The following is a 24,280-nucleotide window of genomic DNA, read 5'->3' as shown; positions in this document are numbered from 1 at the left end:
GTGAGGTTGAGCGTATGGCCTTTGATCCGCGCATACTTGGATTCTTCTGTCATTGGTGTTGTTACGCCGCCGCGGATTCAGCCGGTGTGGCCCGCTATCAGTATCCCCCAAACATTCGGGTCATCCGAGTGATGTGTACCGGCCGCCTGGATCCCCGCTTTATTGTTGAGGGGTTCCGGGTCGGAGCTGATGGGGTCTTTGCCGGCGGGTGACACCTGAACGAATGTCATTACCAGTCTGGTAATTACGAAGCTTTAATAATGGCTGAGGTCAGTCGAAGGCTTTTGGAGATAGCCGGGGTTAGTCCGGAGCGTTTTACTCTGGAGTGGGCCTCGGCTGCGGAGGCTCCCCGGTTTGTCCAGCTGGTGACTGGATTTACCCAGAAAATAAAAGACCTCGGTCCCTTGGGGGACAAAGAGGGTGTTGCCGAAGAAGCTTTGGCTCTTCGTCTGGAGGCGGCCCGCCGGGCCATGGAATCTACCAGGTTGCGCAGTCTATACGGCAATCTAGCCCGGGAGATAAAGAAAGAAGGCAACTATGATCCCAAACACCTGGCCGCCAAGGTGGAGAGCAAGCTCCTTAAGACTTTGCGTTCGGAAACCCTAACAGAGGGAGCAAAGCTTCTTCTGGCTAAGGGCCCCAAAGATCTCAGTGAGCTGGCCAGCACTTTGGGGGCTGAAGAGGAGGAGCTTTCGGAGCTTTTGGCGGCCCTGGTCAAGAGAAAGGTTCTTGTCCAGGAAGACGGCCGCTACGCCTTGGCCAGAAAAGAGGGGGCTTAGGCTATGACTATTGCGCCCAAAGAGCTGAAAAAGGATTTTTTAAGGGAACTGGCTTCCATCCCTGGCGGAGAGGCCGCAGCCTATTGCTTTACTTGTGGAGCTTGCTCGGGGATATGCCCGGTCTCCCGAGCCAGCCAGGGCTTTGATCCTCGCAAAATTGTTCATATGGTCTCCTTGGGCTTGGAAGAGCAGCTTGTGGCTGGAGAGATGATCTGGGAGTGTTCCCAATGTGAATCCTGCCTTCCGGTCTGTCCTCAGGAGGTGGCTCCGGCCAAGGTAATCGCTGCCTTAAGGGAGATGGCCCGGAGGAGAGGCCTGGTTACCAAAGAAAGGCTTTTTGAGTGGGGCAAGTTGGCCGTAGTGGATCCCGAACACTGTGTGGCCTGTCTGACTTGTGTCCGGGTCTGTCCCTTTGGGGCTCCTAGGGTGGTCAAGGATGGTTACGCTGTCATTGATGAAAAATTATGCCGGGCCTGCGGTATTTGTGTGATTGAGTGTCCGGCCCAGACCATAAAGCTCAAAAAGGCCCCTGAGGAGACCGTGGGGCAGTTTCAGGATGCCTAGGAGAGGGAAGATGGAACAGCCGATCTGGCCTAGAATTGTTGCTTTTTGCTGTCGTTATAGTGTCCCTGATTCGACCGAGGAGATCCGTCTTATTCCTGATGCCCCCCGAGGGCTGGAGATCCGTCCTTTGGCCTGTTCCGGCCGTTTGGAGCCAGCTGAGGTTTTGAAGGCCTTTCATCAGGGGGCTGAAGGGGTTCTGGTGGTAGGCTGTGAAGAGGGGCAGTGTCATAATGCGGCCGGAAGCAAGCGGGCAGCCATGAGAGTTCAACACCTTAAGAAGATTTTGGAAGAACTGGAGATATCTCCGGAGCGGATTGTCTTTTTGTATTCTCCGCGGCTTGACGCCGGCCCTTTTATTCAGGCCGCCAGGGATCTGGAGGCCACCCTTCTTTCCCTTGAGCCTCTCTGGAAGCAGGGGGCTGCTTGATGAGCTGGTTCCGAAATTCTTATTCGGTAAATGTTTCAAGGAGTAGCCTATGATTATTGCTGAGAGGAAGCCGCTTGAAGAGATCTTTTCTATGGTCAAGAGCTTCAAAAAGGTCCTGATTTTAGGCTGTCGGGGATGTGTAGCTGTATGTAATGCCGGGGGCGAGAAGGAGGTAGCCACCCTCGCTGAAGCCCTTAAACTGGCGGCCAAAAAGGCCGGTCAGGAGATGGAGGTTCTCCAGGAGACTTTTGTCCGCCAATGTGATCCTGAATACCTTGAGCCTCTGGCGGAGATGGCCAAAGACTTTGAAGCCATACTTTCTATGGCCTGTGGTGTGGGGGTGAACCTTATCGCTGACCGCTATCCGGATACCCTCGTTTTTCCGGCCTTAAATACCACTTTCTATGGGGCCAATCTGGAGGCTGGCAGTTGGGAGGAGAAGTGTCGGGGCTGTGGTGATTGTATCCTTCACCTCACAGCCGGTCTGTGTCCCATTGCTCGCTGTGCTAAAAATCTTCTCAATGGTCCTTGCGGTGGATCTCAAGGTGGAAAGTGTGAGATCCGTCCTGATGTCCCCTGTGTCTGGCACGAGATATATGAACGTCTCAAGAGACTTAATCGGCTGGAAAACATGAAGCAGATTATGCCGGCTAAGGATTGGACTCCAGCAGGTCATGGGGGATTAAGAAGACGAAAGCGTGAGGATCTTCTGGCCCGGTAGAAAACATTCAAGGAGGTTTCTGTGAAGTCAGGAAGCCATTTAGAGAAGGTTTTAACCTCCGGAGAGTTTGCCGTCACCGCTGAAATTGGTCCGCCTAAAAACGCCGATCCAGAGGTGGTCCTGGAGAAGGCGCGTCTGATCAAAGGCTATGTTGATGCCGCCAACATCACTGATTGTCAGACGGCTATTGTGCGCATGTCTTCTATCGCCTCGGCCGTCCTTATTATGACGGAGGGGATCGAGCCTGTTATTCAGATGACCTGCCGGGATCGCAACCGGATTGCCATGCAGTCTGATCTTCTGGGGGCGGCGGCCTTGGGGATTAAGAATCTTCTCTGTCTTACCGGCGATCATCACAAGTTCGGCAATCATCCTCAGGCCAAGGGGGTCTTTGATCTAGATTCCATTCAGATGCTGGCCATGGTCCGGGAGATGCGCGATGAGCGCCGTTTTCAGTGCGGGGAGGAGATAAAGGGCCAGGAGCCGCGATTCTTTCTGGGAGCGGCAGCTAATCCCTTCGCCGATCCCTTTGAGTTTCGGGTCTATCGTCTGGCCAAAAAAATCGAAGCTGGTGCAGACTTTATCCAGACCCAGATCGTCTATAACGTAGAGCGCTTTGCCAAGTTTATGGAAATGGTTCGGGATCTCGGCCTGGATAAGAAAGTCTATATTCTGGCTGGAGTGACGCCTTTTAAGTCTGCCGGTATGGCCAACTATATGAAGAAATTTGTTCCTGGGCTTGATGTGCCAGACGATTTGCTAAAACGAATGAAAGAGGCCAAGGATCCCCGCGAGGAGGGGATTAAAATCGCCGTGGAGATAATCGGTCAACTTCGGGAGATTCCCGGAGTAGCCGGGGTCCATATTATGGCCATTGAGTGGGAGGCCGCTGTTCCGGAGATCGTCAAAGCGGCCGGTCTTTATCCCCGGCCAGAGATGGAAGAAGTTGAACCTACTGTTCGTCTGGTCTCTAAGGAGCCTCTAGAGGTGACACCGCCCAAGGAAGAGGCTCCGGAGGAGGTCGCTCCTGAGGCTCCGCCTCAGGTAACACCACCGGCGGCTCCCTCTCTTCCCATCGAGGCCCTGAAGGAGGTTTTCTCGGTCCTTAAGGCTGGTATTGGTGATTTAATGAAAGGGGCCGAGGCCCTGACTAAAGGTATTGCTGGCCTTGAAGAGACCCTCCTGGGGGCTGGGGCTGAGGCCAGACCATCTGAGCCCTCTCCACCCTCGGCAGAAGTGCCTCCTCCACCTGAGGCCCCGGCTGAGGCGGAGGCTCCGGCAGAGGAGGCCCGCAAACGGGAGGAGGAGGAAAAGGCCGCCAAGGTGGCCAGCCTTATTACTGCCGCCAAGGCCGCTCTTGATGCTGGTGATCTTGATAAGGCCGAGGGGCATTTTAAGGAAGTCCTTGAACTTGAGCCGGAAAATGCTCCGGCCAGAGAAGGCCTAACGGAGATAAAGGAGCGCCGGGAGATAGCCGAATTGTTGGCCGGTGCTCGGACGGCTCTTGAGGCCGAAGACCTTGATAAGGCCAAGGAGTCCTTTGAGGCCGTCCTTAAACTCAAGCCGGATCATCCCGAGGCCAAGGAAGGCCTTTCCCGGGTGGAGACCCTGATAGCTGAGAGGGAAAAAGAGGCCAAAGAGGCTGAACCTCCCAAAGAGGAGGCTCCTCCTGCCCCGGTGGAGGCCCTTGAGTTTGAATTGGCCCGGGAAGAGAAGTCTCTATTTGATCGCCTTCGTTCTATTCCCAAAGATGTGGTCCTTGATCCGGCAAATGGAGAGATCAAGGAGGTAACCATTGGCGTTGGAGATAAGGCCATAGCCGCCGGGGGGACCAACGCCCTGCCGTTCCATCTTTTTGAGGGAGAGATGAAAAATCCTCCTCGCATAGCCATGGAGGTCCTGGATACCAAACCTGAGGAGTGGCCAGAGCCGCTTTTGCGTTACTTTGGCGATGTCATCGGTGATCCGGCGGCCTGGGCCAAAAAGTGCGTTGAATCTTATCAAGCCGAGGCTATCTGCCTCTACGCTGTTGGAGCTGATCCTAACGCCCAGGATCGTCCGGCCGAGGAGGTGGCCCAGGTAGCCAAGGCCGTCTCTGAGGCTGTGGATGTTCCTTTGATTATCTGGGGGTGCGGTAACGCCGAGAAAGACACCGAGGTTATGCGTCAGGTAGCTGAGGTGGTGGGCCCCAAAAACGTCCTTATCGGTCCGGTAGTTGATCAGAATTACCGCCAACTGGGGGCCACAGCCTTGGCCTATCAATATCCTGTAGTGGCCTCAAGCCCTATAGACGTAAACCTGGCTAAGCAGCTCAACATCCTCCTGGAAAACCTTGGAGTTCCTCTGGAGCGGATTCTTATGGATCCCTCTATTGGAGCTCTGGGGTATGGGCTGGAGTACACCTATTCGGTTATGGAAAGGATTAGATTGGCCGCCCTCTATCAGCAGGATGATAAGCTTCAGGTTCCCTTTATCTGTAATCTGGGGCGAGAGGTCTGGAAGAGCAAAGAGGCCGGGCTTCCCAGTGATGATCTGCTGGGGGATCAAGAGAGGCGGGCCGTCCTTATGGAGGCTATTACCGCTGTCTGCATGATGCTGGCTGGCGGCGATTTCTTGATAATGCGTCATCCCAGGGCTATCGCCCTGGCCAAGGCCCTCATCAAGGCCATGGTTTAAAAACGAGACTATAACAGGGGGGTTGAGAAGAACTATGTCCAAGATCATCGCTAGTGCTGCCATTCGTGGGTCCCACAAGATTGTCGATGAGGCCTGGGCCAAATATGAAGAGGCGGTCAAGAAGTTTGGAAAGGATCAGGAGGTGGCCTTTCCAAATACGGCCTATTATTTGCCGATTATCTATTCTATTCTGGGACTTCCGGTCAAAAAACTCGGAGATTGTCAAGAGGCTCTGGAGGAGGCCCGAAAGCTTCTGCCGCCGGTACCAGATGAACATCATTGGCTTCCTTACCTTGGTCCGGCCCTGGATGCCGGCATGGCCACCTTTTTTGCTGAGGAGGTTGTCGAGGCGATTCGCTACCTGGAGGATCCCGATTTTTACACCAAGACAGAGGATCCTGTTGGCGATCGTATCTGGCTGGGGGCCGCTGATGACGTCATCTTCCGAAAGAGGGGGGTGGAGTTCGTCGATGGTACGGCCCCTGGGTTTGCCGCCATTTTGGGGGCCCCTCCTTCTGAGGAGACGGCCGTCAAAATCGCCCGTGAACTTCAAGAAAAGAACCTCTATGTTTTTATGCACTCGGATACCGATGGCCGCCGTATGGCCGAGCAACTTCTCCACCAGGATGTTCAGATAGGCTGGAGCACCCGTCTGGTTCCTTTTGGGCCGACAACCTCATCGGCCATCTTTGCCATAGGTTTTGCCTGTCGGGTGGCTTTGGCCTTCGGGGGCATCAAACCAGGAGATTATCTGGGCAATCTTCTCTACAATAAGGACCGAACCTTTGCCTTTGTTATTGCCTTCGGGCCGGTCTCAGACGAGTGGTATGCCAATGCCGCTGGGGCTATAAACTGGGGCTTCCCTACCATCTCTGATTGGGATATCCCGCAGATTCTGCCCACCGGAATCTGCACCTATGAACATGTGGTCAGCAATGTTCCCCATGAGGAGATCGTTCAGAAGGCCATCGAGGTCAGAGGGCTTAAGGTCACGGTCACCAAGATCGATATTCCCGTCTCCTATGGTCCGGCCTTTGAGGGGGAACGCGTCCGTAAAGACGACCTCTACCTTGAGTGCGGCGGTGGTAAGACCATGGCGGTAGAGCTTCTCCTTTCTCGGGAGATGCATGAGGTGCAGGACGGCAAGGTAGAGGTGGTGGGGCCGGAGATGGATGAAGTTTCTGAGGGAAGTCGTCTTCCCCTGGCTATCTTGGTGGAAGTGGCCGGTCGGAGCATGCAAGAGGATTTCGAGCCCATTATTGAGCGTCAGTTTCATCATCTCATCAACTATGCCCAGGGCATTATGCACGTGGGCCAGAGAAACATCATGTGGCTCAGGGTAAGCAAGCAGGCCCGAGAGAAGGGGTTTAAATTTGAGCATATTGGCCGCATTCTTCACGCTAAGCTTCACCAAGATTTTGGTTCCATAATTGATAAGGTTCAGGTGACCATTTACACCGAGGAAGATAAGGTCAAGGAGATCATGGAGCTGGCCAAACAGGTCTATGCCCGCCGGGATGCCCGGATTGAGGGTATGACCGATGAGACCGAAGAGATTTTCTACTCCTGTACCCTTTGCCAGTCTTTTGCCCCTAATCATGTCTGCATCATTACCCCGGAGCGGGTGGGGATGTGTGGGGCCTACAACTGGCTCGATGGTAAGGCTTCTTATGAGATCAACCCCACTGGTCCTAACCAGCCTGTCCCCAAAGGAGAGTGTATTGATCCGGTTCTCGGTCAGTTCAAGGGAATCAACGAATATGTCTATAAAAATAGCCGTAACAAGGTGGAAAGGGTCTCTCTCTATAGCCTGATGGTCGATCCCATGACGGCCTGTGGTTGCTTTGAGTGTATTGCCACCATGCTTCCGGCCTGCAACGGCATTATGATCGTCAATCGTGACTATCTGGGAATGACTCCTACCGGGATGAAGTTTACCACTATGGCCGGAATGGTTGGCGGCGGTCAGGTGACTCCGGGCTTTTTGGGTGTTTCCAAACACTACATTACCAGTCGGAAGTTCCTCAAAGCCGAGGGAGGGCTTAAGCGGGTGGTCTGGATGCCCAAGATGCTCAAAGAGGAGCTAAAGGACAAACTCCTTAAGCGTTGTGAGGAAGAAGGCATGCCCGATCTTCTGGATAAGATTGCCGATGAGAGCGTAGGCACTACAGAGGAGGAGGTTCTCGAGTTTCTGAAGAAGGTCGGCCATCCGGCTTTGGAGATGCCGCCTTTGGTCTAGCCGATGAGGCAAAAAAAATACCTGGGGAGTAGCGATGGGACTGACAGGGATACAGATCCTTCAGATGCTACCAAAGAAGAACTGTGGTGAGTGTAAGTTCCCCACTTGTCTGGCCTTTGCCATGAAGGTGGCTGCTGGTCAGACGGACATTGCTGATTGTCCTTATGTCTCTGAGGAGGTCAAGGCCAAGATCAGCGAGGCCTCAGCTCCGCCCATTCGGACCGTAAAACTGGGGGGTGGAGATCACACCTTCTCCTGTGGTGGGGAAACAGTCCTTTTCCGGCATGAGAAGCGTTTTGAACATCCTACCGGGATTGCCGTCTTAATAACTACAGATATGGCCGAAGATGAGGTTACCGGTCGCCTTGAGCGTTTCAAGAAGCTCGAATATGAACGGGTAGGAATTATGCTCAAGGCTGACCTGGTGGCCATTAAGGATGCAGGAGACAAAGGGGCCTTTGTTAATCTCGTCAAGAGGGTTCGAGAGGAGATCCCCGGAGCTCCCCTTATCCTCATGAGCCAGGATCCTGAAGCCCTTAAGGCTGGGGCGGATGTGTGTGGAGACTTTAAACCTCTTTTATATGCGGCCACCATGGACAACTATCAGGCCATGGCTGAGGTGGCCAAGGCTGCGGGAGCTCCTTTGGCTGTAAAGGGGGCGGATATCGGGGAGACGGCCTTTCTGGCCGAAGAGCTCGGCAAGGCTGGCCTAAAGGATCTGGTCCTCGATACTGGGGCCCGAACCATTCGAGCCCTCTATGAAGATCAGATCGCCATGCGCCGGGCAGCGATAAAGCACAAATACCGGCCTCTTGGCTATCCTAGTATAACCTTCCCTTGCGAGATGACAGATGACGATCTCCTGGAAGCCCTCATCGCCTCGGTTCTCATCCCTAAATACGCCGGCATTGTGGTGCTCTCCGACCTTAAAGGAGATATTCTCTTCCCTCTCTTGGTAGAACGTCTGAATATCTTTACCGATCCCCAGAAGCCCCTGGTGGTTCAGGAGGGGATCTATCCCATCAATGGTCCGGATGAGGAGAGTCCGGTATTGGTAACCTGTAATTTTGCCCTTACTTACTTTATTGTCTCTGGCGAAATCGAAACCAGCCGGGTGCCTTCTTGGCTACTCATAAAAGACACCGAGGGCCTTTCGGTACTTACCGCCTGGGCCGCCGGTAAGTTTGGGGCTGACTCTATTGCCGATTTTGTCAAAAAGTGTGGTATCGCCGAGAAGGTCAAACATCGCAAGTTGATAATTCCTGGCTACCTGGCCTCCATTAAAGGGGAGCTGGAGGAAGAGCTTCCTGATTGGGAAATCCTTATCGGCCCTCGGGAAGCCAGTCATCTGCCTTCTTACCTTAAAGAATGGCAGGCGGCCTAAACCATAAGGAGGGAGTTATGTCTGGCAAGGTAGTGTGTATAGGAGAGAGCATTAACATTATGTCTCGGAGTATAGGTCGAGCGATGAGGGAGAGGGATCCTGATCCTATTCGTCGTATGGCGCGTGAGGAGGTGGAGTTAGGGGCGGATTATTTAGATTTGAATATAGGTCCGGCGAAGAAGGATGGTCCGGAGTTAGCGTCGTGGATAGTGGAGGTAGTGGAGGGTGAGGTGGATGTACCGATATCGTTAGACACGACGAATCCTGAGGCGATGGTAGCAGGGATTAGTGCTTCTCGTCGGAAGCGTATATTGATGAATTCGATATCGGCTCAGCCTGAGCGTATGGAGAGGTTGATACCGGTTGCGGCGGAGAGTGGTGTGGATGTGGTAGCGCTTTTATGGGGGCCTGAGGGGATGCCTCGTGATGCGAATGAGCGGGCGGCGATGGCGGTGGATTTGATGATGAGGTTGAATGAGGCTGGTGTACCGAATGAGCGGATATGGTTTGATCCGATAGCGACGCCGATAACGTTGGGAGCGGATCAGTTATCGTATGGTTTTGAGTTTTTATCGATGTTGCCGGAGATAGCGCCTGGTGCGAAGAGTACGGTGGGTTTATCGAATGTATCGAATGGGGTATCGCGTCATTTACGTCCGTATTTAGATCGTGTTTATTTGATGATGTTGATGAAGTATGGGATATATTCGGCGATATTGAATGTGTATGACAAGGAGTTAGTGGAGATAGCGAAGGGTGAGCATCCTGATTGGGTGAAGTTAGTGCATGACATGATGGATGGTGATGAGCCAGATCCTAGTAGTTTGAGTGAGAAGGAGTTAGAGATATACAAGACTGTTCGTGTATTGATGGGTAAGACTATTTTTTCTGAATCCTGGTTGGAACTCTAGCAAGGGCAGGGGAGTCAACTCCCTTGCCCCCTTTCCCACCTCCTTTTTCTTTATAAAGGAGCCACCTTTAATTCGGAATCGGGGGCTACTATGATCACACTCCAGATAGATGGCAAAAGGGTCGAAGTCTCTGAAGGGATGACCATTCTGCAGGCCGCGCGTCAGGCGGGCATCACCATTCCTACCCTCTGTCATCTAGAAGGTAAACGTTCCTCGGATCGTCCCTGTGGTCTCTGTCTGGTAGAGGTAGAGGGTCAACCTTCTCCCTTGCGGGCCTGTGCCACCCCGGTGGAGGAGGGAATGGTGGTCACCACGGCCTCAGAGGAGCTTCTCAAACACCGTCGAGAACGCCTTGAGGCCATGGCTGCCTATCACTATGGAGATTGTAAAGCTCCCTGTAGTCAGGCCTGTCCAGGGGGGATCAATGTTCAAGGTTACGTAAATCTCATTGCTCAAGGACAGTATGCTGCCGCTCTTCGTCTCATTAAAGAGAGAAATCCTCTCCCCCTTTCGGTAGGCCGGGTCTGTCCCCGGTTCTGTGAGCCGCGGTGTCGACGGGTCTTGGTGGATGAGCCTATTGCCATCAACCACCTGAAGCGTTTTCTAGCCGATTGGGCCATGCAACATGGAGAGCCCCCGGAGGAAGTGGCTCCCCCTACAGGACATAGGGTGGCCATTATTGGTGGAGGGCCGGCTGGTCTCTCAGCGGCTTACTATCTGGCTAAGGCGGGGCATCAGGCAGTTATATTTGAGGCCATGGATGAGCTGGGAGGAATGCTCCGTTACGGAATTCCTGAATACAAATTGCCCAAAAAGGTCCTTGATCGAGAGATTCAGAATATCCTTTCCCTGGGAGTAGAGGTTCACACCGGAAAGCGCTGGGGCAAAGATTTTAGCCTCAAGAGCCTAAAGGAAGAAGGCTACAAGGCCATATTTATTGCTACCGGAGCCTGGAAGGAGAAGCCCTTGGAGGTTCCGGGAAGCGAACATCTTCTGGGAGGGCTTTCCTTTCTCCGGCAAATAAATCAGGGACTGAGGCCCGAGATTCGTCAGCCGGTGGTCATCTTTGGTGGCGGGGATGTGGCCATAGAGTGCGCCCGGGCAGCTCGGAGATTGGGGGCTGAAGAGGTTACCGTTATTTATCCTCGTTCTCGAATGGAAATGCCGGCCCATCAGCGGGATATTCGTGAAGCCGAAAAAGAAGGGGTTCGCTTTTTCCTTATGGCTACTCCCATGCGTGTTGAGCCTACCGGCAACGGGCTCTTTTCCGTGGAGCTGGCCCGGACGGTCCTCGGCGAGCCGGACAAAAAGGGTGTCCGTCATCCAGTGCCTGTACCGGGTTCCCGGGTGATTATGGAGGCCGGTACGGTTATTTCGGCCCAGGGCCAGATGCCAGACACCTCTTTTCTCACCTTTGATGAACTTGAGGCCAAGCTGGCTGTCTCCCCCAAGGGCACGGTTAAGGCCAATCCCTCAACTATGAAGACCAATCTGGAGGGAATCTTTGCGGGCGGAGATTTGGTCTCTGGCCCTCGAACAGTTATTCAGGCCGTGGCTGCCGGCCGGCGGGCCGCTGAGGCCATTGATGCCTATCTTCGAGGGGTAAAGGTTAAGTCCTCTTCGACGGTACGATATAACTTTACAAAAGGCCGTCGTTTTGAGGACGTTGATTTACGCAACTATCAGGAGTACACCATAAAACTTCAGGAGAGGATGCCCGAGCGTTCTCCTGAAGTCCGGGTGGGAGACTTTGAGGAGGTAGAGCTCGGTTTCAATGAGGCTATGGCCCGTCGGGAGGCCAGCCGCTGTCTTTCCTGTGGTTGTCTGGGTCTTTCTAAATGTAGCTTCCGGGATCAAATCATAGAACATCAGGCCAAGGTTTCCCACGCCCCTACTCGCCTCAGGGTTCCGGTAGACAGTAGCCATCCCTTTATTATTGTTGATGCCAACAAGTGTATTGCCTGTACTCGGTGTGAGCGGGCCTGTCCCTATGGAGCCCTTGAGCTTTCCATTAATGATGGCCAAGTGCCGGAAATTTCCATCAGACTCAAGGACAATTGCCTCTCTTGCGGGGCCTGTGTGGATGCTTGTCCTACGGGGGCCCTAACGAAGAAGACAGTTGTTCTGCCAGCCTCCTCTTCAGAAATGACTAAAGTTCCAGGTGTCTGCACCTTCTGCGGTACCGGTTGTAACCTGGAAATTCACACCAAATGTGGCACGATAGTGGAGATCAAGGCCAATGAGAATCTTCCTCCAAACTTTGCCAACCTTTGTGTTAAAGGTCGTTTTGGCTACACCTTCTATCGCCACAAGGATCGTCTGACCAAACCCCTTATTCGGACCAGCATTGACTCCCCGTTTAGGGAGGTCTCCTGGGAGGAGGCCATAGAGTTTGCCGCCTTTTCCCTTAAGGAGATTCGGGACAGTCTCGGACCTCAGGCCATAGGGGTTTTGGCCTCAGCTCGCTGTAGTAACGAGGAAAATTTCCTTTACCAAAAATTTGCCCGCGCAGTTATCGGCACAAATAGTGTCGATAACTGCGCCCGGGTCTGACATGCGCCTTCGGTCGCGGGTCTCGCGGCCACTATCGGTTCCGGTGCGGCGACCAATCCCTTTGCTGATATCTATAAAGCCCAGGTCCTGATGGTCTTTGGGGCCAATAGCACTGAGGCCCATCCCATCATCGGTCTTAAAATAATGGAGGCGGCCCAGGCCGGGGCCAAACTTATCGTCGTTGATCCTCGTCTGACCGATTTGGCCCGAAGGGCCGATCTTTGGCTTCCCTTAAAGCCTGGCACCAATGTTCCTCTGGTTAATGGCATGTTACATGTCATCTTTAAAGAAAACCTTTATGATGAAGATTTTATTGCCGAACGAACCGAAGGTTTTGAAGGCTTAAAGAAGTACATTCTTGAAGAATTTCCTCTCGATCGGGTCGAGGCCATTACCCGGGTTCCTAAAGAGAAGATCATCGAAGCCGCTAGGCTTTTCGCTACAGCAGAACGGTCCATGATCCTCTACGGCCTGGGGGTAGCTGAGCATAAGGGTGGTACGGAGGGCGTTATTGCCCTGGCTGATCTAGTTCTGGCTACCGGTCAGGTCGGACGTGAAGGGGCGGGAATAAATCCTCTCAGAGGTCAGCACAATGTTCAGGGTGCCTGTGACATGGGCTGTCTGCCGTATGTGCTTCCTGGCTATCAGAGCCCGGCTGATCCAGTAGCCATTAAAAAGTTTGAAGAGCTCTGGGGGGTGGCCCCTCCCACGGAAAAGGGGCTCATGGAACCCCAGATGTATCAAGCGGCTCTCAAAGGCGATCTTAAGGCCCTTTACATTATTGGTTATGACCCGGCCCAAACCGGGGGTAATGCCGGATGTATTCGAGAGGCCCTTAAGTCTCTCAAGCTCCTTATTGTCCAGGATATTTTTCTCTCAGAGACAGCCAAGTTGGCCCATGTGGTTCTTCCTGGGGCCTGTGTTTTTGAGAAAGAGGGTACTTACACTAATGGTGAGCGGCGGGTAAGGCGTTTCTTTAAGGCCGTTGATCCTCCGGGGGAGGCCCTGCCAGACTGGCAGATTGTCTGTCGTCTGGCTCAAGCTATGGGTTATCCCATGAAATATGATCATCCCGGGCAGATCATGGACGAGATATCCCGTTTGGCCCCGCCCTTTAAGGGAATTTCTTATCAGACTCTGGGGCCTGAGGGTCTTCATTGGCCCTGTCCGGAGCCTGGTCGTCCAGGGATAGCCAGGATGCATACCGAGAGCTTCCCCAGAGGGCGGGCCAAATTTGTCCCTGCCAATTATGTTCCCTCAGAAGAACTGCCTGATCGGGACTATCCATTTATTCTCATCACTGGACGCCGGCTGGTTCACTTTAATAATGGTTCCATGACCAGAAGGGCCGAGGGGTTTGAAATTATCGGTCCCGAAGAGCTCTTGGAAATGAACCCTCAAGACGCCCAGGCCTTGGGCATCCGCGATGGCCAAATGGTTCGGGTTTCCTCTAGAAGGGGGAAAATCAAGGTTAGGGTAAAGGTAACAGACAAGAGCCAGCCTGGTTGTGTCTTTATGGCCTTCCATCACCCCGAAACCCCGGTCAACCTCCTTACCAGCCCGGGTGTGGATACTAAGACCATGACTCCGGAATATAAGGTCTGTGCCGTAAGGGTGGAACCTTTGCCTTGACAACGGCCCTAGGCCGGGTATGTAGGATACACCTTGGACTCTCCTCCAGGGGGCCTTCACCCTTCCTAAAGGGGAGAGGAGTCAAATGGGGTCGATGGCCACCCCAATCCTGCCTTGAGCCCGGGGCAGGCAAAAACAAAGAAAGGAGGAGGTTTTTTATGTCTTTAGACGAGATCAAAATCTCACGGGCCATTCTTGATCGTTATTTTCAAAAGCTTTCCGACTGCCTGGATCTCGATGTCGCCGTGGTCGGAGGCGGGCCTTCGGGCCTGATGGCGGCCTTAAAGCTGGCCGAAGCAGGTTACAAGGTAGCCGTCTTTGAGCGTAAACTCTCAATCGGCGGCGGTATGTGGGGCGGCGGAATGATGTTTAATGAAATTGTTGTCCAGGAGGAGGGGGCTCGGATCCTTAAGGAACTTGGTGTTCCCGCTGAGCCCTATGATGACGGTTATTATACCGCCGATGCCGTTTGTTGCATGACCACCCTGACCTCCAAGGCCTGTCTGGCCGGAGTCAAGGTCTTTAACCTTATTAGCGTTGAAGATGTTATGGTGAGAGAAAATCGGGTTACTGGTTTGGTTATTAACTGGACGGCGGTGGAAATGGCCTCTCTCCATGTGGATCCCTTGGCTGTTCGCGCTAAGTATGTGGTCGAGGCTACCGGACACGACTGCGAGGTCTTAAGAGTGATTGAGCGCAAGCTGGGTGGAGGTCTCTTTACTGAGACTGGCAAGATCATTGGAGAAAAGTCTCTCTGGGCCGAGATGGCGGAGACTACCACCCTGGAGAATACCAAAGAGGCCTTTCCCGGCGTCTTTGTCACCGGGATGGCGGCCAATGCCACCTTTGGTTCCTTTCGCATGGGGCCTATCTTCGGAGGAATGCTTCTCTCCGGGGAAAAGGTGGCCTCCCTTATTGAGGAGAGACTAAAACAGGGTAAGTGAAAGCCAAAGATCTCGAGGGTGAAAGGCTGGTAGTTGATACCAGCGTCTTCACCAATCCTGAGATTTACCGACAATTTGGGCCTGAGCCCACAAGGGCCTTTCTCAACTTTTTAGAGCTTGTGGGCCAGGCCCCTTCCCTTCGTGTTTACATGCCCTCTTCTGTCTACAGTGAGCTTAAAAGGTCATTAAAGGCCCATGAGCTCTCTCGGGCCGCCCGGGCTGTCTTCCGTATTAAATCTCCCAAAAAGTATGAGCTGAAAATTCCCGCTTTTTTGCTCTATGAGCTTATTGACGATATCCGTCAGAGGATAAACAAGGGGTTGCGGGTGGCTGAGGAGGCCGTAAGATCAACCAGTTTTCGGGAGGAGGCCGAGATTATCAATACCCTTCGGCGTAAATATCGCGAAGCCCTAAGAGAAGGGATCGTCGATAGCAAGGAGGATATTGAACTCGTTCTCCTGACCATGGAACTTGATGGTTTACTTCTTTCGGCCGACCAAGGGGTTCTTAACCTGGCCGATAAATTGGGACTTAGGTGGATATGCCCGGAGGAAATTAGGGAAACGGTGGAGTCGTTAGTCCACCTCCGGCGCTCCTGAGAGCTTGCTAGCCCAGAAGTCTGTGGATCGGGGATATTCCTTAGAAAAGGTCACCACCAGATAGCCATCTTCCCAGCTCTGATGAAGAATTTTAATCCTCACCTGGGTCTTGGCGAAGTGCTTTAGAAGGTTTTCAAAGGCCAGCTTGCTTCGCAATCTTATTCGGAACTGTTCGGTGATTCTCCCCCCTCTCTTGACCTCTTTGAGGGCAGAAAGAAGGGGAGGAAAGACTGCCTGACCAAAGTCTCGCCAGAGTTCTTCATCCCTTCTTTCCTCCAGTTCTAAGTGGGCTAAGGCCAGGCGAATGATTCGGTGAAGGTAGTAAGCCGGGTGGAGATCTCCGGCAAAGGCTATAGAGACCCGGAGGTCTTCAAGATTTGAACGGGGCGTTACATACTTAAAGACTCGTTGGCCCTGTCTTTCTTTAAAGACAAGGCCTTCTCGACCCTCTCGATCGTAGCGTTTGAGGATTTCAGCTACCTCCTGCCACTGGTGGGCAGAGAACGGTCCATGTACCTCAGGGGCCGGGAAGGAAAATTCTTCTGTCAGGCGATATCGTTTTTCCGGACTGAGGAGACAACCTGTGGAGAGATCCAGCAGATCAAAGACAAAGAATCTTATATCACGGGAGATATACGGCGGCCATTCGGTAAGAAAGGGGTTCTCCGGTCCGGCTACCTCACAGCAGACCATCAAGTGGGGGTATCTATCAAAAAAGGCCTCAAGATCGAGGAAATCGGGCCAACGATCGGTGGCAAAAGGACATATATAGCCACGTCTAGTAATGGCGACTATCTTCCCTGATAGCCTGACCAGACGGACGTTATAACCTTCTATCTTTTCCTCGGCGTAGAAAGGTCCGGTGAAGTTGCGCCTCAGCCCTTCTTTGAGAACGAAAAGTCGAGGAATTCGGGGGAAAGCCGGGATTAGCCACTCTGGGGTTAAAACAGTTCCTGGTTCAAGACCCCAGAGCCCCTTTTTTACCCTGAATCCTGATACCATGGACATGGGTTCGAGGCGTCCTTCCTCAAGGGCCTTAAGCATCTCCTCAGGGCTCTTTTTAAACCTCTGAGGAAGAGATCTTTTAAGAAGTTCAAGCTCTGACACTTATCTCCTCCAGGGAAAGTTTTTATAAAAAGATAATCATGGAGAAGGTGGCCCTTAAAGGAGAGGGCTTTAGAGGCAATCATCCAAGACGCTTTAATTCTGCGGTGCTTCTAGGAGTGATTGGGTCAAGCAAAAATCAAAGGGGGGAGGAGAAACCTCCCCCCTTCTGGCAGGAGGGCAGGAGTTAACCTAGATCTTTGAGGAGGTCAGTTAACATGGCCTGGGCGACCTTTTTGGAATCTACCTGGTAGGTTCCGGTTTCTATTTGCTCCTTGATTGCCCGAACCTTATCAGCCCGGACATCAGGTGTGTTTTCTAAGACGGCCTGAACTTTTTTGAGATCTTTTGAGGTTTGAGAGAGATCCACCCGGTCCCCCTGCGGCGGTTGGCTTTGAGCCTCTTGAGCCTTTTGGGTTTGCGCTGTTTCCTGGGCTTGACGACTCTGCTCCAGAGGATTGGTCTGGCCTAGCTTCTGATAAAGGTCTATAATTTTCATAGCTCCTTCTCCTCTAATTCTTTTAGCTGACGATCGGCTATCTTTTTAGCCACTTCGGCCATTTGTTCCAGATCTAACTCTTTGATGACTTCGCCCTGTTCGGGATGATATAATCGGAAAACAAACTTTCCATCTTTAACTTTACCGGAGACAACATCAAGCCCCTCCTGAACGGCCACTTCCTTAAGGGCCTCAGGAGGCAATTCATTACCTCCTTTAAGGAGGCGTTCCATGATCTGAGAGGTCAACCTGTCAAGAAGTTGACGCCTTTTTCCCTCAGGGGTGATGGTAACCAAATCCAGTTTAGGAGTAGAATCAGTGCGGCGCAAGGCCCGAAAGCCGCTTCCCATTTGGCGTCCGTAGGTACGAATGACATGCTGGATATGGTTATTAAGTATGTTCATACTCTCACCCTCGTATTTCTTATCGGTTGAGGGTCAGAATACTTTAAGAGATGAGAGTTGAAAGTGTCAATTTTTCCATCATTTATGACCCAACATCGCTTAGAAGCGATAAAAAATCATCAAGTCCCCACTTTGAAGAACCCCGGAGGCGGGTCTTTACCTATCCTTCAGGAAAGGGGCCTAGCCTGTATGATGCCCGGGCCCTGGTGGTAGTTGTCAAAGAGCGGGGGCAAATCATTGATCTTTATGCCTAAGTCTGAAGCTATCTTTAGAGCCCGTTGCCGGGCCTCCTCGGTGCCAAGCAGGCGGATCTTTTCCATAATGCGGCGACAATGGTGGTAGTCAAGGCGAGAGACGAACAACTTCCAGTAAAGCTCGTCTAAAAGATGGGGGAAAGGGATCTCTGGAGAGGGAAGGAGCTCTTCTTTGGTGATAAGTTTGATATATATCAAACTTCTAGCGGCAAGTAGGTCTCGCTGTTGCTGGCCACGTTTAAAGAGATAAGAGGCTGTAAGACCATCGCCGGGAGCAGGGAGAAAGGCTCGGGGCAGTTGAGGCCATCTCCGGATCAGTTTTTGAGTAGCCTCAATGAGGAGGTTTTTACAAATCAAGCGATATCCGAGGGTCTTGATCTTTTTGGCCATAAAGTAGGAGAGACGTCCATGTATGTATCCGGCCTCAACGAAAATACTTTTAGGGGCCGAGGCTTTGATGATCTGAAAGATGGCCTCAGCTCGCAGCTGATCTCTTAGCCGAATGCGCTGGGCATCTGCTTGGGCAAAGGCCTTGACCCGGGCGACCATTGTATCAAAGGTGGCTCCGAGGGAGGCATAGAAGTCAAGAAGGGTAGCGGTGGTTTGGTGTTCCATCTGGTATATAATACCGAATCGCTGATCTAGGGTGGCTATCTTCTCTGGGGAAAGACCTTCCTCTAAAAGGGTCTGGATCTCCAGTAGCCCCTCCAGGTAAGGTTCCACCTGACAGATTTTGGCTCCCCCAAGCCAAAACCCCTTAAGAATACGGGCCATCTTACTGCTATACGTTGGGAATCCGGCCTCAAGGGCCTCTGCCAGCTCTTCAGGGCCAAGGTCTCCTTGAAGATAGCTTTTCCAGGCCGGGTGGGGTGGTTCTTCAAGGATGATTAGATCCTTTCCTTTTAGGAGTGGGGTAAGCAAAGGAAGGAACTCCACTCTATGGGGAGATAGCCCTAAAATGACGACTTTTTCTTCCCCCATGAGGGGCTTGTAACAGATAAGTCTTGTTTGTCAATAAAAGCCTAATCGGGCTTGTCTTGTCGGTAAGGGGTCCCTATACTTGGAACATGGTTGAAAAACTCTCCCGTCACATCCTGGTGGCTAGTGATGGCTCACCTAACGCCAAACGGGTCTTGGCTTATATTAGTGAACTCTTTGCCCGGCGTTCTGATTTTGAGGTCACTATCGTCTCTATTGCTCCACCGGTGCCTTCCCATCTGCGTCAGGTAAATCCGGCCCTCCATGAGGTTAAGCGCTGGAAACTGGTGGAAGAGATAGAAGCCAAGCATTTCCAGTTGGCTCAAGACATTGTGATCCGGGCCAAGGAGTTTCTCGTCTCCCATGGTTTTCCTCCTTCCCGGGTCCATACCAAGGCTTTAGTTCAACGGGCAGATGTGGCCCGGGATATTCTTTTTGAGGCCCGGATGGGAAAGTATGATGCCGTGGCCGTTGGTCGTCGGGGGCTTTCGCGTATGGCGGCCTCCTTTATGGGCAGTGTCTCCTACAAGCTTATTCAGAGTCAGAGTGAGGTTCCCGTTTGGCTTATAGACGGCCAGGTAGTTAATTCCCGTTATCTTTTGGCCGTGGATCTCTGTGAGGATTGTCTTAAGGTGATTGATCACGTAGGCTTTATTTTGGCCGGAGATTCAGAGGCCGAGATAGTTCTTTATCATGTAATTCCTTCTTTCCGGCCTTTTATGGCCAAAGAAGAAGAGTTCTTTCTGGGGGAGATAGAGGAGTTGGTCCTTAAGAAAGAAGAAGAACGGGCCCGGGCCTTTTTTCAGGAGGCCTCAAAGATTCTGGCCGAGGGTAACTTTTCAGAGAACCAGATTAGGGTGAAGATAAAGACTGGTAGTACCAATGTGGCTGCTGACATCATTAATGAGGCTCAGAGGGGCAACTACGGTACGGTGGCTCTGGGGCGCAGAGGCCAGGGCGGATTCAAGGAGATGATTCTCGGCAGCACCTCTACCAAAGTCATCTTTGGTCTTATGGACAGGGCTATATGGGTAGTCGCCTGAAGACTCGAAAGGTTCGCTGTCCCATCTGCGGTAAAAAGGCCCTCTGGGAAGGAAATCCCTTCCGACCCTTCTGCTCTGAACGATGTAAGTTGATTGATCTTGGCAGTTGGCTTAAAGAGGACTATCGCTTAACCACTGGTCCGGAGGGGGTGGAGGAACTTCATTTTCCAGAGGAGGAGAAGAAGGAATGAGAGAAACAGAGGTTTATGATGTGCTTATCATCGGAACAGGGCCAGCTGGTCTTCAGGCCGGGATTCACGCCGCCCGCAAGAAGATCCGGGTTATCCTTTTTGGCCATCCCCAGGCCAGTGCCCTTTATCGAGCCCACCTGGAAAATCTCTGTTTCGTTTCCGGGAAGAGAGATGGCCAAGAACTGTTATCTATTGGTCTGGAACAGGTCCGACATTTTGGGGCCACGGTGGTAGAGGAGGACGTGGTTAAGACCGCCCAGGAAGGTGATCTCTTCATGGTAGAGACAGAAAGCGGACGCAAATTTTACGGTCTCTCCTTGATTTTCGCCACTGGAGTCAGTCGAAAGGGTTTGGGTCTTAAAAAGGAGAAGGAACTTATCGGTCGGGGAGTGAGCTATTGTGTGGACTGTGATGCTAACTTTTACCGAGGAGCCCGGGTGGCCGTTGTAGGCAATGAAAGTGCCGCAGCCTTTGGGGCCCTAACCCTCTTAAAATACGCTTCCAAAGTCTATCTCATCGCCAAGGATCTTAAAGTGGCTCCGGAGTTGGAGAAAGAGCTCCGGGAGAGCCAGGTGGAGCTCCTTCTCGGTCGCTGGATAAAGGAGATTCGAGGGGCGGAAAGGCTGGAAGGGGTTATTCTTGACGACGGCCATCCTCTAGAACTTGATGGCCTCTTTATTGAGCTTGGGGCCAAGGGAGCCATGGAGCTGGCCGCCACTTTAGGGGTCATGCTTGATCCCGAAAAGTTTACCTATATTGTTACTAACAAGAGACAGGAGACTAACATAGACGGGATCTATGCCGCCGGTGACATCTGTGGCCCTCCCCTTCAGGTAGCTAAGGCCCTGGGAGAGGGCTGTATTGCTGGTCTTGAGGCCTCAAGCTATGCCATAAAGAAGAGAAAGGCCCTCTTCAACTCTTAACCCGCCGACTAAATTAGTGTAATCTCAATAATTTAAATTCCAAGTTTTTGGGGAGGGGGGCCATGAAGATCTGTTTTACGGCTAAGGGTAAGGAAATTTCTGCTCCTATGGAGGAGAGTTTCGGTCGAAGCCCGTATTTTCTCTTCTATGAGACCAGCTCAGGCAACGTGGAGACTTTAGAGAATCCTTATCTTGAGTCACAGGGGGCGGGAATAAAAGTCGCCTCTTTGGTGGCTGAAAAGGGAGCTCGGGTGGTAGTTACTGGACGGGTGGGGCCAAAGGCCCGAGAGGCTCTTAAGCGCCTGGGAATTCAGGTAATTACTGGGAGCTGGTCCTCGGTAGAGGAGGCCCTTCGGACGGGCAACTTGGGAGAGATCTCTTAAATAAAAAGGAGCCAGATATGGTTACTAGGGAGCAAGTGATTGAGGCCCTCAAGGGGGTAAAGGACCCCGAACTTGGTCGGAGCCTGGTGGACTTGGGGATGATCAGAGACCTCTTTATAGACCAGGGGCGGGTGAAGGTGGTTGTCGCTTTAACTATTGCCGGTTGTCCGCTGAAGTCCCAGATTCGAGAGGATGTCCGGGCCGCCGTAGCCTCCCTTGAGGGAGTGGAGTCGGTGGAGGTGGAGCTGACGGCTATGACCCCTGAAGAGCGGGAGAAGATCTTTGGACGCCGGTCTCAGGAAGAGGAGGCCCGGGGGATAAAAGATGTCCGCCATATAATAGCTGTCGCCAGCGGAAAAGGCGGTGTAGGCAAAACCACTGTAGCCGTCAACCTGGCGGTAGCCTTGGCTCAGAAAGGGCTTAAGGCCGGCATTCTCGATGCCGATATCCATGGTCCAGATGTCCATATCTTGATGGGCCTGGAGGGTGAAAGGCCCTTTACCCGAGAGGGTATGCTTATTCCTCCAGAAAGATACGGGGTGAAGGTGGTCTCCATGGGGCTTCTGGCCCCGGAGGGGCAACCTATTGTCTGGCGGGGGCCGCTCATTATGAAGGCCCTTAAAGAGTTTGCGGCTCACGTGGAGTGGGGTGTTCTGGATTTCCTCCTGGTCGATCTTCCTCCTGGCACAGGTGATGCTCCCTTAACCGTGGCCCAGAGTTTTCCCCTCCGGGGAGCCATTATTGTCACCACCCCTCAGAAAGTCGCCCTCTCTGATGTCGCCCGCTGTGTAGGCATGTTTGAGGATCTCAAGGTGCCGACGATCGGCCTGATCGAGAACATGTCCTTTTTGCGATTGATTCGTCCAGACGGCTCTGAGGAAAAGGTAGATATCTTTGGTGAGGGTGGGGGAGAGAAAATGGCCCAGCAACTAAGGGTTCCCTTTTTGGGCAAAATCCCTCTCGAACCTCAAGTAAGAGAGGGAGGGGATCGAGGTAAACCGGCCGCCCTAGACCCTACCAGTAATGTTGGGGCTATTTTTGCCCAAATTGCCGAAAAAGTAAGGGCTAGGGCTGTAGAGCTGGAAAGACTTAAGGCCTGTTCTCCCTAAAGGTGGAATATCAAAAGGTAGCTCGAGCCTTTGATGAGCAGGCCCGGGCCTATGATGCCTGGTATGAGAAAAATCCTCTCTATGGCCTAGAGCTCAAGGCCCTCGATCTATTAGGGCCTTTTTCTCAGCCTTCTTTAGAGGTGGGAGTGGGAACGGGCCGATTCGCCGGGCCTCTTAAAGTGGGTTTTGGTCTTGACCCGGCTTTATCCATGCTCCAGATAGCCAGGAGACGGGGGATTACGGTTATTTGTGGGCAGGCGGAGGCTTTACCTTTCAGAAGTGGAGTCTTTCGAACTGTCTTTTGTCTATTTAGTCTCTGTTTTTTGGTCTCCCCGGTAAAGGCCCTTGAAGAGGCTAGCCGGGTTCTTGGCCGGGAAGGTGAACTCCGATTGGCCTTTATCAACCGGGCTTCTTCCTGGGGGAGATGGTATCAGGAGAAGGCCAAAGAGGGTCATCCCCTTTATAGCCTGGCCCACTTTTTTGATCCCGAAGAGGTGAAGTTACTAGTAGGTCGGGTCGGCTTTGAGATAAAGACGGCCGTTTCGGCCATCTTTAATCCACCTGACCATCAAAGGATAGGGCAGGAGACACCCCGACCGGGGATTGATCGCCGGGCAGGAATAATTATTCTGGCTTTAACCAAAAAGCAACATCACTCTAACTAAAAAGTAACAGGATTGAATTAAATTTTTATTCATGTTTTCTCGATTCTAAGTGAAGAAGGATTGATCTGTAATCACTATGTTTAGATTTGATTTTTTTCTTTTATGACCTATTGTTTTGAGGACCAAATGAAAGAGATGGACATAACTTCTGGTTTGGAGAGAAAAAAACATATAGGCGTAGTTATGGATCATAGTGACCAAAAGGTGCCGGAGAAGGCCGTCCTGGTGGTGGACGATGACGAAATGTTACTCCGGATCTTTGAGAAAAGGCTGACAAAGGCGGGTTATCGGGCCATCACGGCTAGAAGCGCCCTCGAGGGTCTGAATCTCCTCAGAGAGCACCATCCGCCGGTAGTTGTTGTCGATTGGATGATGCCCGGGATGGATGGTATCGAGTTTTGTCGCCAGGTGCGTCTTGATGACCAGTTCAAGGATACCTATCTGATAATGGTCACCTCCCTTGATGCTCAAGACAGTAAGGTCTATGCCCTTGAGGCCGGGGCGGATGATTTTTTGCGCAAACCCATCAACTATGAAGAACTTATCGCCCGCATCCGGGTGGCCTTTCGGATCAAAGACTTCCAGCTTGAAAAACAGGAGCGAATCCGCCTTGAAGGGATCTTAGAGATGGCCGGAGCGGCCTCTCATGAACTTAATCAGCCCCTGCAGATCATCCTGGGCAAGATAGAGCTTCTCCTTATGGAGCTGGATCCATCCCATCCCCTTTACACCTCGCTTTCGGTGATCAAGGAGCAGGCCCTTCGTATCGCTAGCATTACCAAGAAGATTGGCCGCATTGTTCGCTATGAGAGTAAGGAGTATCCTGGTGGCATGAAGATGGTGGACATCCACCGCTCCTCCGAGGCCGGCTACTCTCCAGAAGAATATTAAGGCTTAAGGAAAGTCTCTTTTAGATCGTAAAGCCTTCCTTTGGGGGCCAGAGGCTTTTTTTCAGCCTAAAAGAGAATTTGTGTCGGTTGTTCCCGGACCAGAGTTCGGTTTAGATATCCCCGTGTTCTGCAAAACATGTTACCGCGGCAATCCCCAAGCCACCGCCAAAGACGAGGCCCATCGGAGTCTTTGGCGAAACCCTTCTGACTCAAGAGTGGTTGATAAAGCCTTTGGTCAATGCCATATGGACATTGTCTCTCGGCTTAAAAAAGTCTTCATGCTACCAGTGCGGGGCTCATAAGCGGGGCCCGCTACACCTGGGTGGCTCAGAAGACCAGGGAGTCGCTCTATGGTAATCTTGCGGTGGAGGACACCGATGCTCAGGTGCCAGAAGAAAGGGCTGGGCT

At 52.4% G+C, this 24,280-nt stretch carries 23 protein-coding genes and 1 pseudogene; 20 read left to right on the top strand and 4 right to left on the bottom strand.

The annotated features are described in order from the left end of the window. Nucleotides 1–14 precede the first annotated feature (14 nt). The 12 genes and pseudogenes from G4V39_RS01680 to G4V39_RS01625 all read left to right on the top strand — a co-directional run bounded on the left by G4V39_RS01680 (nt 15) and on the right by G4V39_RS01625 (nt 15,429). Nucleotides 15–779 carry a hydrogenase iron-sulfur subunit gene (locus G4V39_RS01680; protein ID WP_166031282.1) on the top strand — a complete coding sequence of 255 codons (765 nt, stop codon included), beginning with the start codon at nt 15–17 and terminating at the stop codon, nt 777–779. 3 nt (nt 780–782) lie between these two features. Next, entirely contained in the window at nt 783–1,343 is a 561-nt protein-coding gene (locus G4V39_RS01675) for a 4Fe-4S dicluster domain-containing protein (RefSeq protein WP_166031281.1), read from the top strand. Between the two features lie 10 nt (nt 1,344–1,353). After that, nucleotides 1,354–1,770, top strand: a complete 417-nt coding sequence (locus tag G4V39_RS01670) for a hydrogenase iron-sulfur subunit (RefSeq protein ID WP_166031280.1) — start codon at nt 1,354–1,356, stop codon at nt 1,768–1,770. Nucleotides 1,771–1,819: 49 nt separating this feature from the next. Next, complete coding sequence (locus tag G4V39_RS01665; protein WP_166031279.1) at nt 1,820–2,491, top strand: methylenetetrahydrofolate reductase C-terminal domain-containing protein; 672 nt, start codon at nt 1,820–1,822, stop codon at nt 2,489–2,491. Nucleotides 2,492–2,512: 21 nt separating this feature from the next. After that, entirely contained in the window at nt 2,513–5,167 is a 2,655-nt protein-coding gene (locus G4V39_RS01660) for an acetyl-CoA decarbonylase/synthase complex subunit delta (protein ID WP_166031278.1), read from the top strand. A 34-nt stretch (nt 5,168–5,201) separates the two neighbouring features. Further along, nucleotides 5,202–7,406, top strand: a complete 2,205-nt coding sequence (acsB, locus tag G4V39_RS01655) for an acetyl-CoA decarbonylase/synthase complex subunit alpha/beta (RefSeq protein WP_166031277.1) — start codon at nt 5,202–5,204, stop codon at nt 7,404–7,406. A 34-nt stretch (nt 7,407–7,440) separates the two neighbouring features. Continuing rightward, the gene (acsC, locus tag G4V39_RS01650; RefSeq protein WP_166031276.1) at nt 7,441–8,790 is read left to right on the top strand and encodes an acetyl-CoA decarbonylase/synthase complex subunit gamma; all 1,350 of its coding nucleotides are present in this window, start codon (nt 7,441–7,443) and stop codon (nt 8,788–8,790) included. 17 nt (nt 8,791–8,807) lie between these two features. Further along, on the top strand, nt 8,808–9,701 hold the full coding sequence (locus G4V39_RS01645; protein WP_166031275.1) for a dihydropteroate synthase: 894 nt from the start codon (nt 8,808–8,810) through the stop codon (nt 9,699–9,701). A gap of 90 nt (nt 9,702–9,791) precedes the next feature. Further along, a pseudogene (locus G4V39_RS11365) lies at nt 9,792–11,252 on the top strand (FAD-dependent oxidoreductase); the annotation flags it as partial. A 162-nt stretch (nt 11,253–11,414) separates the two neighbouring features. Then, complete coding sequence (gene fdhF, locus G4V39_RS11360; protein ID WP_343041990.1) at nt 11,415–13,886, top strand: formate dehydrogenase subunit alpha; 2,472 nt, start codon at nt 11,415–11,417, stop codon at nt 13,884–13,886. A gap of 158 nt (nt 13,887–14,044) precedes the next feature. Continuing rightward, nucleotides 14,045–14,830, top strand: a complete 786-nt coding sequence (locus tag G4V39_RS01630) for a sulfide-dependent adenosine diphosphate thiazole synthase (RefSeq protein ID WP_166031272.1) — start codon at nt 14,045–14,047, stop codon at nt 14,828–14,830. Beyond that, nucleotides 14,827–15,429: an RNA ligase partner protein gene (locus G4V39_RS01625; RefSeq protein ID WP_166031271.1), complete on the top strand. Its 603-nt coding sequence runs from the start codon at nt 14,827–14,829 to the stop codon at nt 15,427–15,429. The genes G4V39_RS01630 and G4V39_RS01625 overlap by 4 nt, the downstream gene beginning before the upstream one ends. On the opposite strand, the gene G4V39_RS01620 is transcribed toward G4V39_RS01625, so the two are convergent. The 4 genes from G4V39_RS01620 to G4V39_RS01605 all read right to left on the bottom strand — a co-directional run bounded on the left by G4V39_RS01620 (nt 15,406) and on the right by G4V39_RS01605 (nt 18,671). Continuing rightward, nucleotides 15,406–16,536 carry an RNA ligase gene (locus tag G4V39_RS01620; RefSeq protein ID WP_166031270.1) on the bottom strand — a complete coding sequence of 377 codons (1,131 nt, stop codon included), beginning with the start codon at nt 16,534–16,536 and terminating at the stop codon, nt 15,406–15,408. The genes G4V39_RS01625 and G4V39_RS01620 overlap by 24 nt on opposite strands. A 184-nt stretch (nt 16,537–16,720) precedes the next feature. Then, the gene (gene flgM, locus G4V39_RS01615) at nt 16,721–17,032 is read right to left on the bottom strand and encodes a flagellar biosynthesis anti-sigma factor FlgM (protein WP_166031269.1); all 312 of its coding nucleotides are present in this window, start codon (nt 17,030–17,032) and stop codon (nt 16,721–16,723) included. Next, a complete protein-coding gene (locus G4V39_RS01610; RefSeq protein ID WP_166031268.1) occupies nt 17,029–17,436 on the bottom strand; it encodes a DVU0524 family FlgM-associated protein in 408 nt (135 codons plus the stop codon). Before G4V39_RS01610 ends, flgM begins: the two co-directional genes overlap by 4 nt. A gap of 167 nt (nt 17,437–17,603) precedes the next feature. Continuing rightward, nucleotides 17,604–18,671 (bottom strand): hypothetical protein, encoded by a 1,068-nt coding sequence (locus G4V39_RS01605; protein WP_166031267.1) that lies wholly within the window; start codon nt 18,669–18,671, stop codon nt 17,604–17,606. 86 nt (nt 18,672–18,757) lie between these two features. Between G4V39_RS01605 and G4V39_RS01600 the strand changes: the two genes are divergently transcribed. The 8 genes from G4V39_RS01600 to G4V39_RS01565 all read left to right on the top strand — a co-directional run bounded on the left by G4V39_RS01600 (nt 18,758) and on the right by G4V39_RS01565 (nt 24,174). After that, nucleotides 18,758–19,711, top strand: coding sequence for a universal stress protein (locus G4V39_RS01600; RefSeq protein ID WP_166031266.1), 954 nt, complete (start codon nt 18,758–18,760; stop codon nt 19,709–19,711). Continuing rightward, the gene (locus tag G4V39_RS01595; RefSeq protein WP_166031265.1) at nt 19,696–19,902 is read left to right on the top strand and encodes a DNA gyrase inhibitor YacG; all 207 of its coding nucleotides are present in this window, start codon (nt 19,696–19,698) and stop codon (nt 19,900–19,902) included. Before G4V39_RS01600 ends, G4V39_RS01595 begins: the two co-directional genes overlap by 16 nt. Then, on the top strand, nt 19,899–20,825 hold the full coding sequence (locus tag G4V39_RS01590) for an NAD(P)/FAD-dependent oxidoreductase (protein ID WP_166031264.1): 927 nt from the start codon (nt 19,899–19,901) through the stop codon (nt 20,823–20,825). Before G4V39_RS01595 ends, G4V39_RS01590 begins: the two co-directional genes overlap by 4 nt. 62 nt (nt 20,826–20,887) lie before the next feature. After that, entirely contained in the window at nt 20,888–21,208 is a 321-nt protein-coding gene (locus tag G4V39_RS01585; protein WP_166031263.1) for a NifB/NifX family molybdenum-iron cluster-binding protein, read from the top strand. A 17-nt stretch (nt 21,209–21,225) separates the two neighbouring features. Further along, entirely contained in the window at nt 21,226–22,317 is a 1,092-nt protein-coding gene (locus G4V39_RS01580; RefSeq protein WP_166031262.1) for an Mrp/NBP35 family ATP-binding protein, read from the top strand. Nucleotides 22,318–22,319: 2 nt separating this feature from the next. Further along, a complete protein-coding gene (locus G4V39_RS01575) occupies nt 22,320–22,982 on the top strand; it encodes a class I SAM-dependent methyltransferase (RefSeq protein WP_166031261.1) in 663 nt (220 codons plus the stop codon). Between the two features lie 183 nt (nt 22,983–23,165). Continuing rightward, nucleotides 23,166–23,873 (top strand): ATP-binding response regulator, encoded by a 708-nt coding sequence (locus tag G4V39_RS01570; protein ID WP_210412152.1) that lies wholly within the window; start codon nt 23,166–23,168, stop codon nt 23,871–23,873. Nucleotides 23,874–23,952: 79 nt separating this feature from the next. Beyond that, the gene (locus G4V39_RS01565) at nt 23,953–24,174 is read left to right on the top strand and encodes a hypothetical protein (protein ID WP_166031259.1); all 222 of its coding nucleotides are present in this window, start codon (nt 23,953–23,955) and stop codon (nt 24,172–24,174) included. Nucleotides 24,175–24,280: the final 106 nt, after the last annotated feature.

The organism is Thermosulfuriphilus ammonigenes (assembly GCF_011207455.1).
GTDB classification, from domain to species: Bacteria; Desulfobacterota; Thermodesulfobacteria; order Thermodesulfobacteriales; family ST65; genus Thermosulfuriphilus; species Thermosulfuriphilus ammonigenes.
This window is presented reverse-complemented; position numbering and strand designations above follow the sequence as displayed.

Coding starts and splice junctions, on each gene's coding strand:
- G4V39_RS01590 (WP_166031264.1), top strand. CDS start 19,899: ATGAGAGAAACAGAGGTTTATGATGTGCTTATCATCGGAACAGGGCCA.
- G4V39_RS01600 (WP_166031266.1), top strand. CDS start 18,758: ATGGTTGAAAAACTCTCCCGTCACATCCTGGTGGCTAGTGATGGCTCA.
- G4V39_RS01675 (WP_166031281.1), top strand. CDS start 783: ATGACTATTGCGCCCAAAGAGCTGAAAAAGGATTTTTTAAGGGAACTG.
- acsB (WP_166031277.1), top strand. CDS start 5,202: ATGTCCAAGATCATCGCTAGTGCTGCCATTCGTGGGTCCCACAAGATT.
- G4V39_RS01665 (WP_166031279.1), top strand. CDS start 1,820: ATGATTATTGCTGAGAGGAAGCCGCTTGAAGAGATCTTTTCTATGGTC.
- G4V39_RS01630 (WP_166031272.1), top strand. CDS start 14,045: ATGTCTTTAGACGAGATCAAAATCTCACGGGCCATTCTTGATCGTTAT.
- acsC (WP_166031276.1), top strand. CDS start 7,441: ATGGGACTGACAGGGATACAGATCCTTCAGATGCTACCAAAGAAGAAC.
- flgM (WP_166031269.1), bottom strand. CDS start 17,032: ATGAAAATTATAGACCTTTATCAGAAGCTAGGCCAGACCAATCCTCTG.
- G4V39_RS01580 (WP_166031262.1), top strand. CDS start 21,226: ATGGTTACTAGGGAGCAAGTGATTGAGGCCCTCAAGGGGGTAAAGGAC.
- G4V39_RS01585 (WP_166031263.1), top strand. CDS start 20,888: ATGAAGATCTGTTTTACGGCTAAGGGTAAGGAAATTTCTGCTCCTATG.
- G4V39_RS01605 (WP_166031267.1), bottom strand. CDS start 18,671: ATGGGGGAAGAAAAAGTCGTCATTTTAGGGCTATCTCCCCATAGAGTG.
- G4V39_RS01570 (WP_210412152.1), top strand. CDS start 23,166: ATGGATCATAGTGACCAAAAGGTGCCGGAGAAGGCCGTCCTGGTGGTG.
- G4V39_RS01610 (WP_166031268.1), bottom strand. CDS start 17,436: ATGAACATACTTAATAACCATATCCAGCATGTCATTCGTACCTACGGA.
- G4V39_RS01595 (WP_166031265.1), top strand. CDS start 19,696: ATGGGTAGTCGCCTGAAGACTCGAAAGGTTCGCTGTCCCATCTGCGGT.
- G4V39_RS01645 (WP_166031275.1), top strand. CDS start 8,808: ATGTCTGGCAAGGTAGTGTGTATAGGAGAGAGCATTAACATTATGTCT.
- G4V39_RS01670 (WP_166031280.1), top strand. CDS start 1,354: ATGGAACAGCCGATCTGGCCTAGAATTGTTGCTTTTTGCTGTCGTTAT.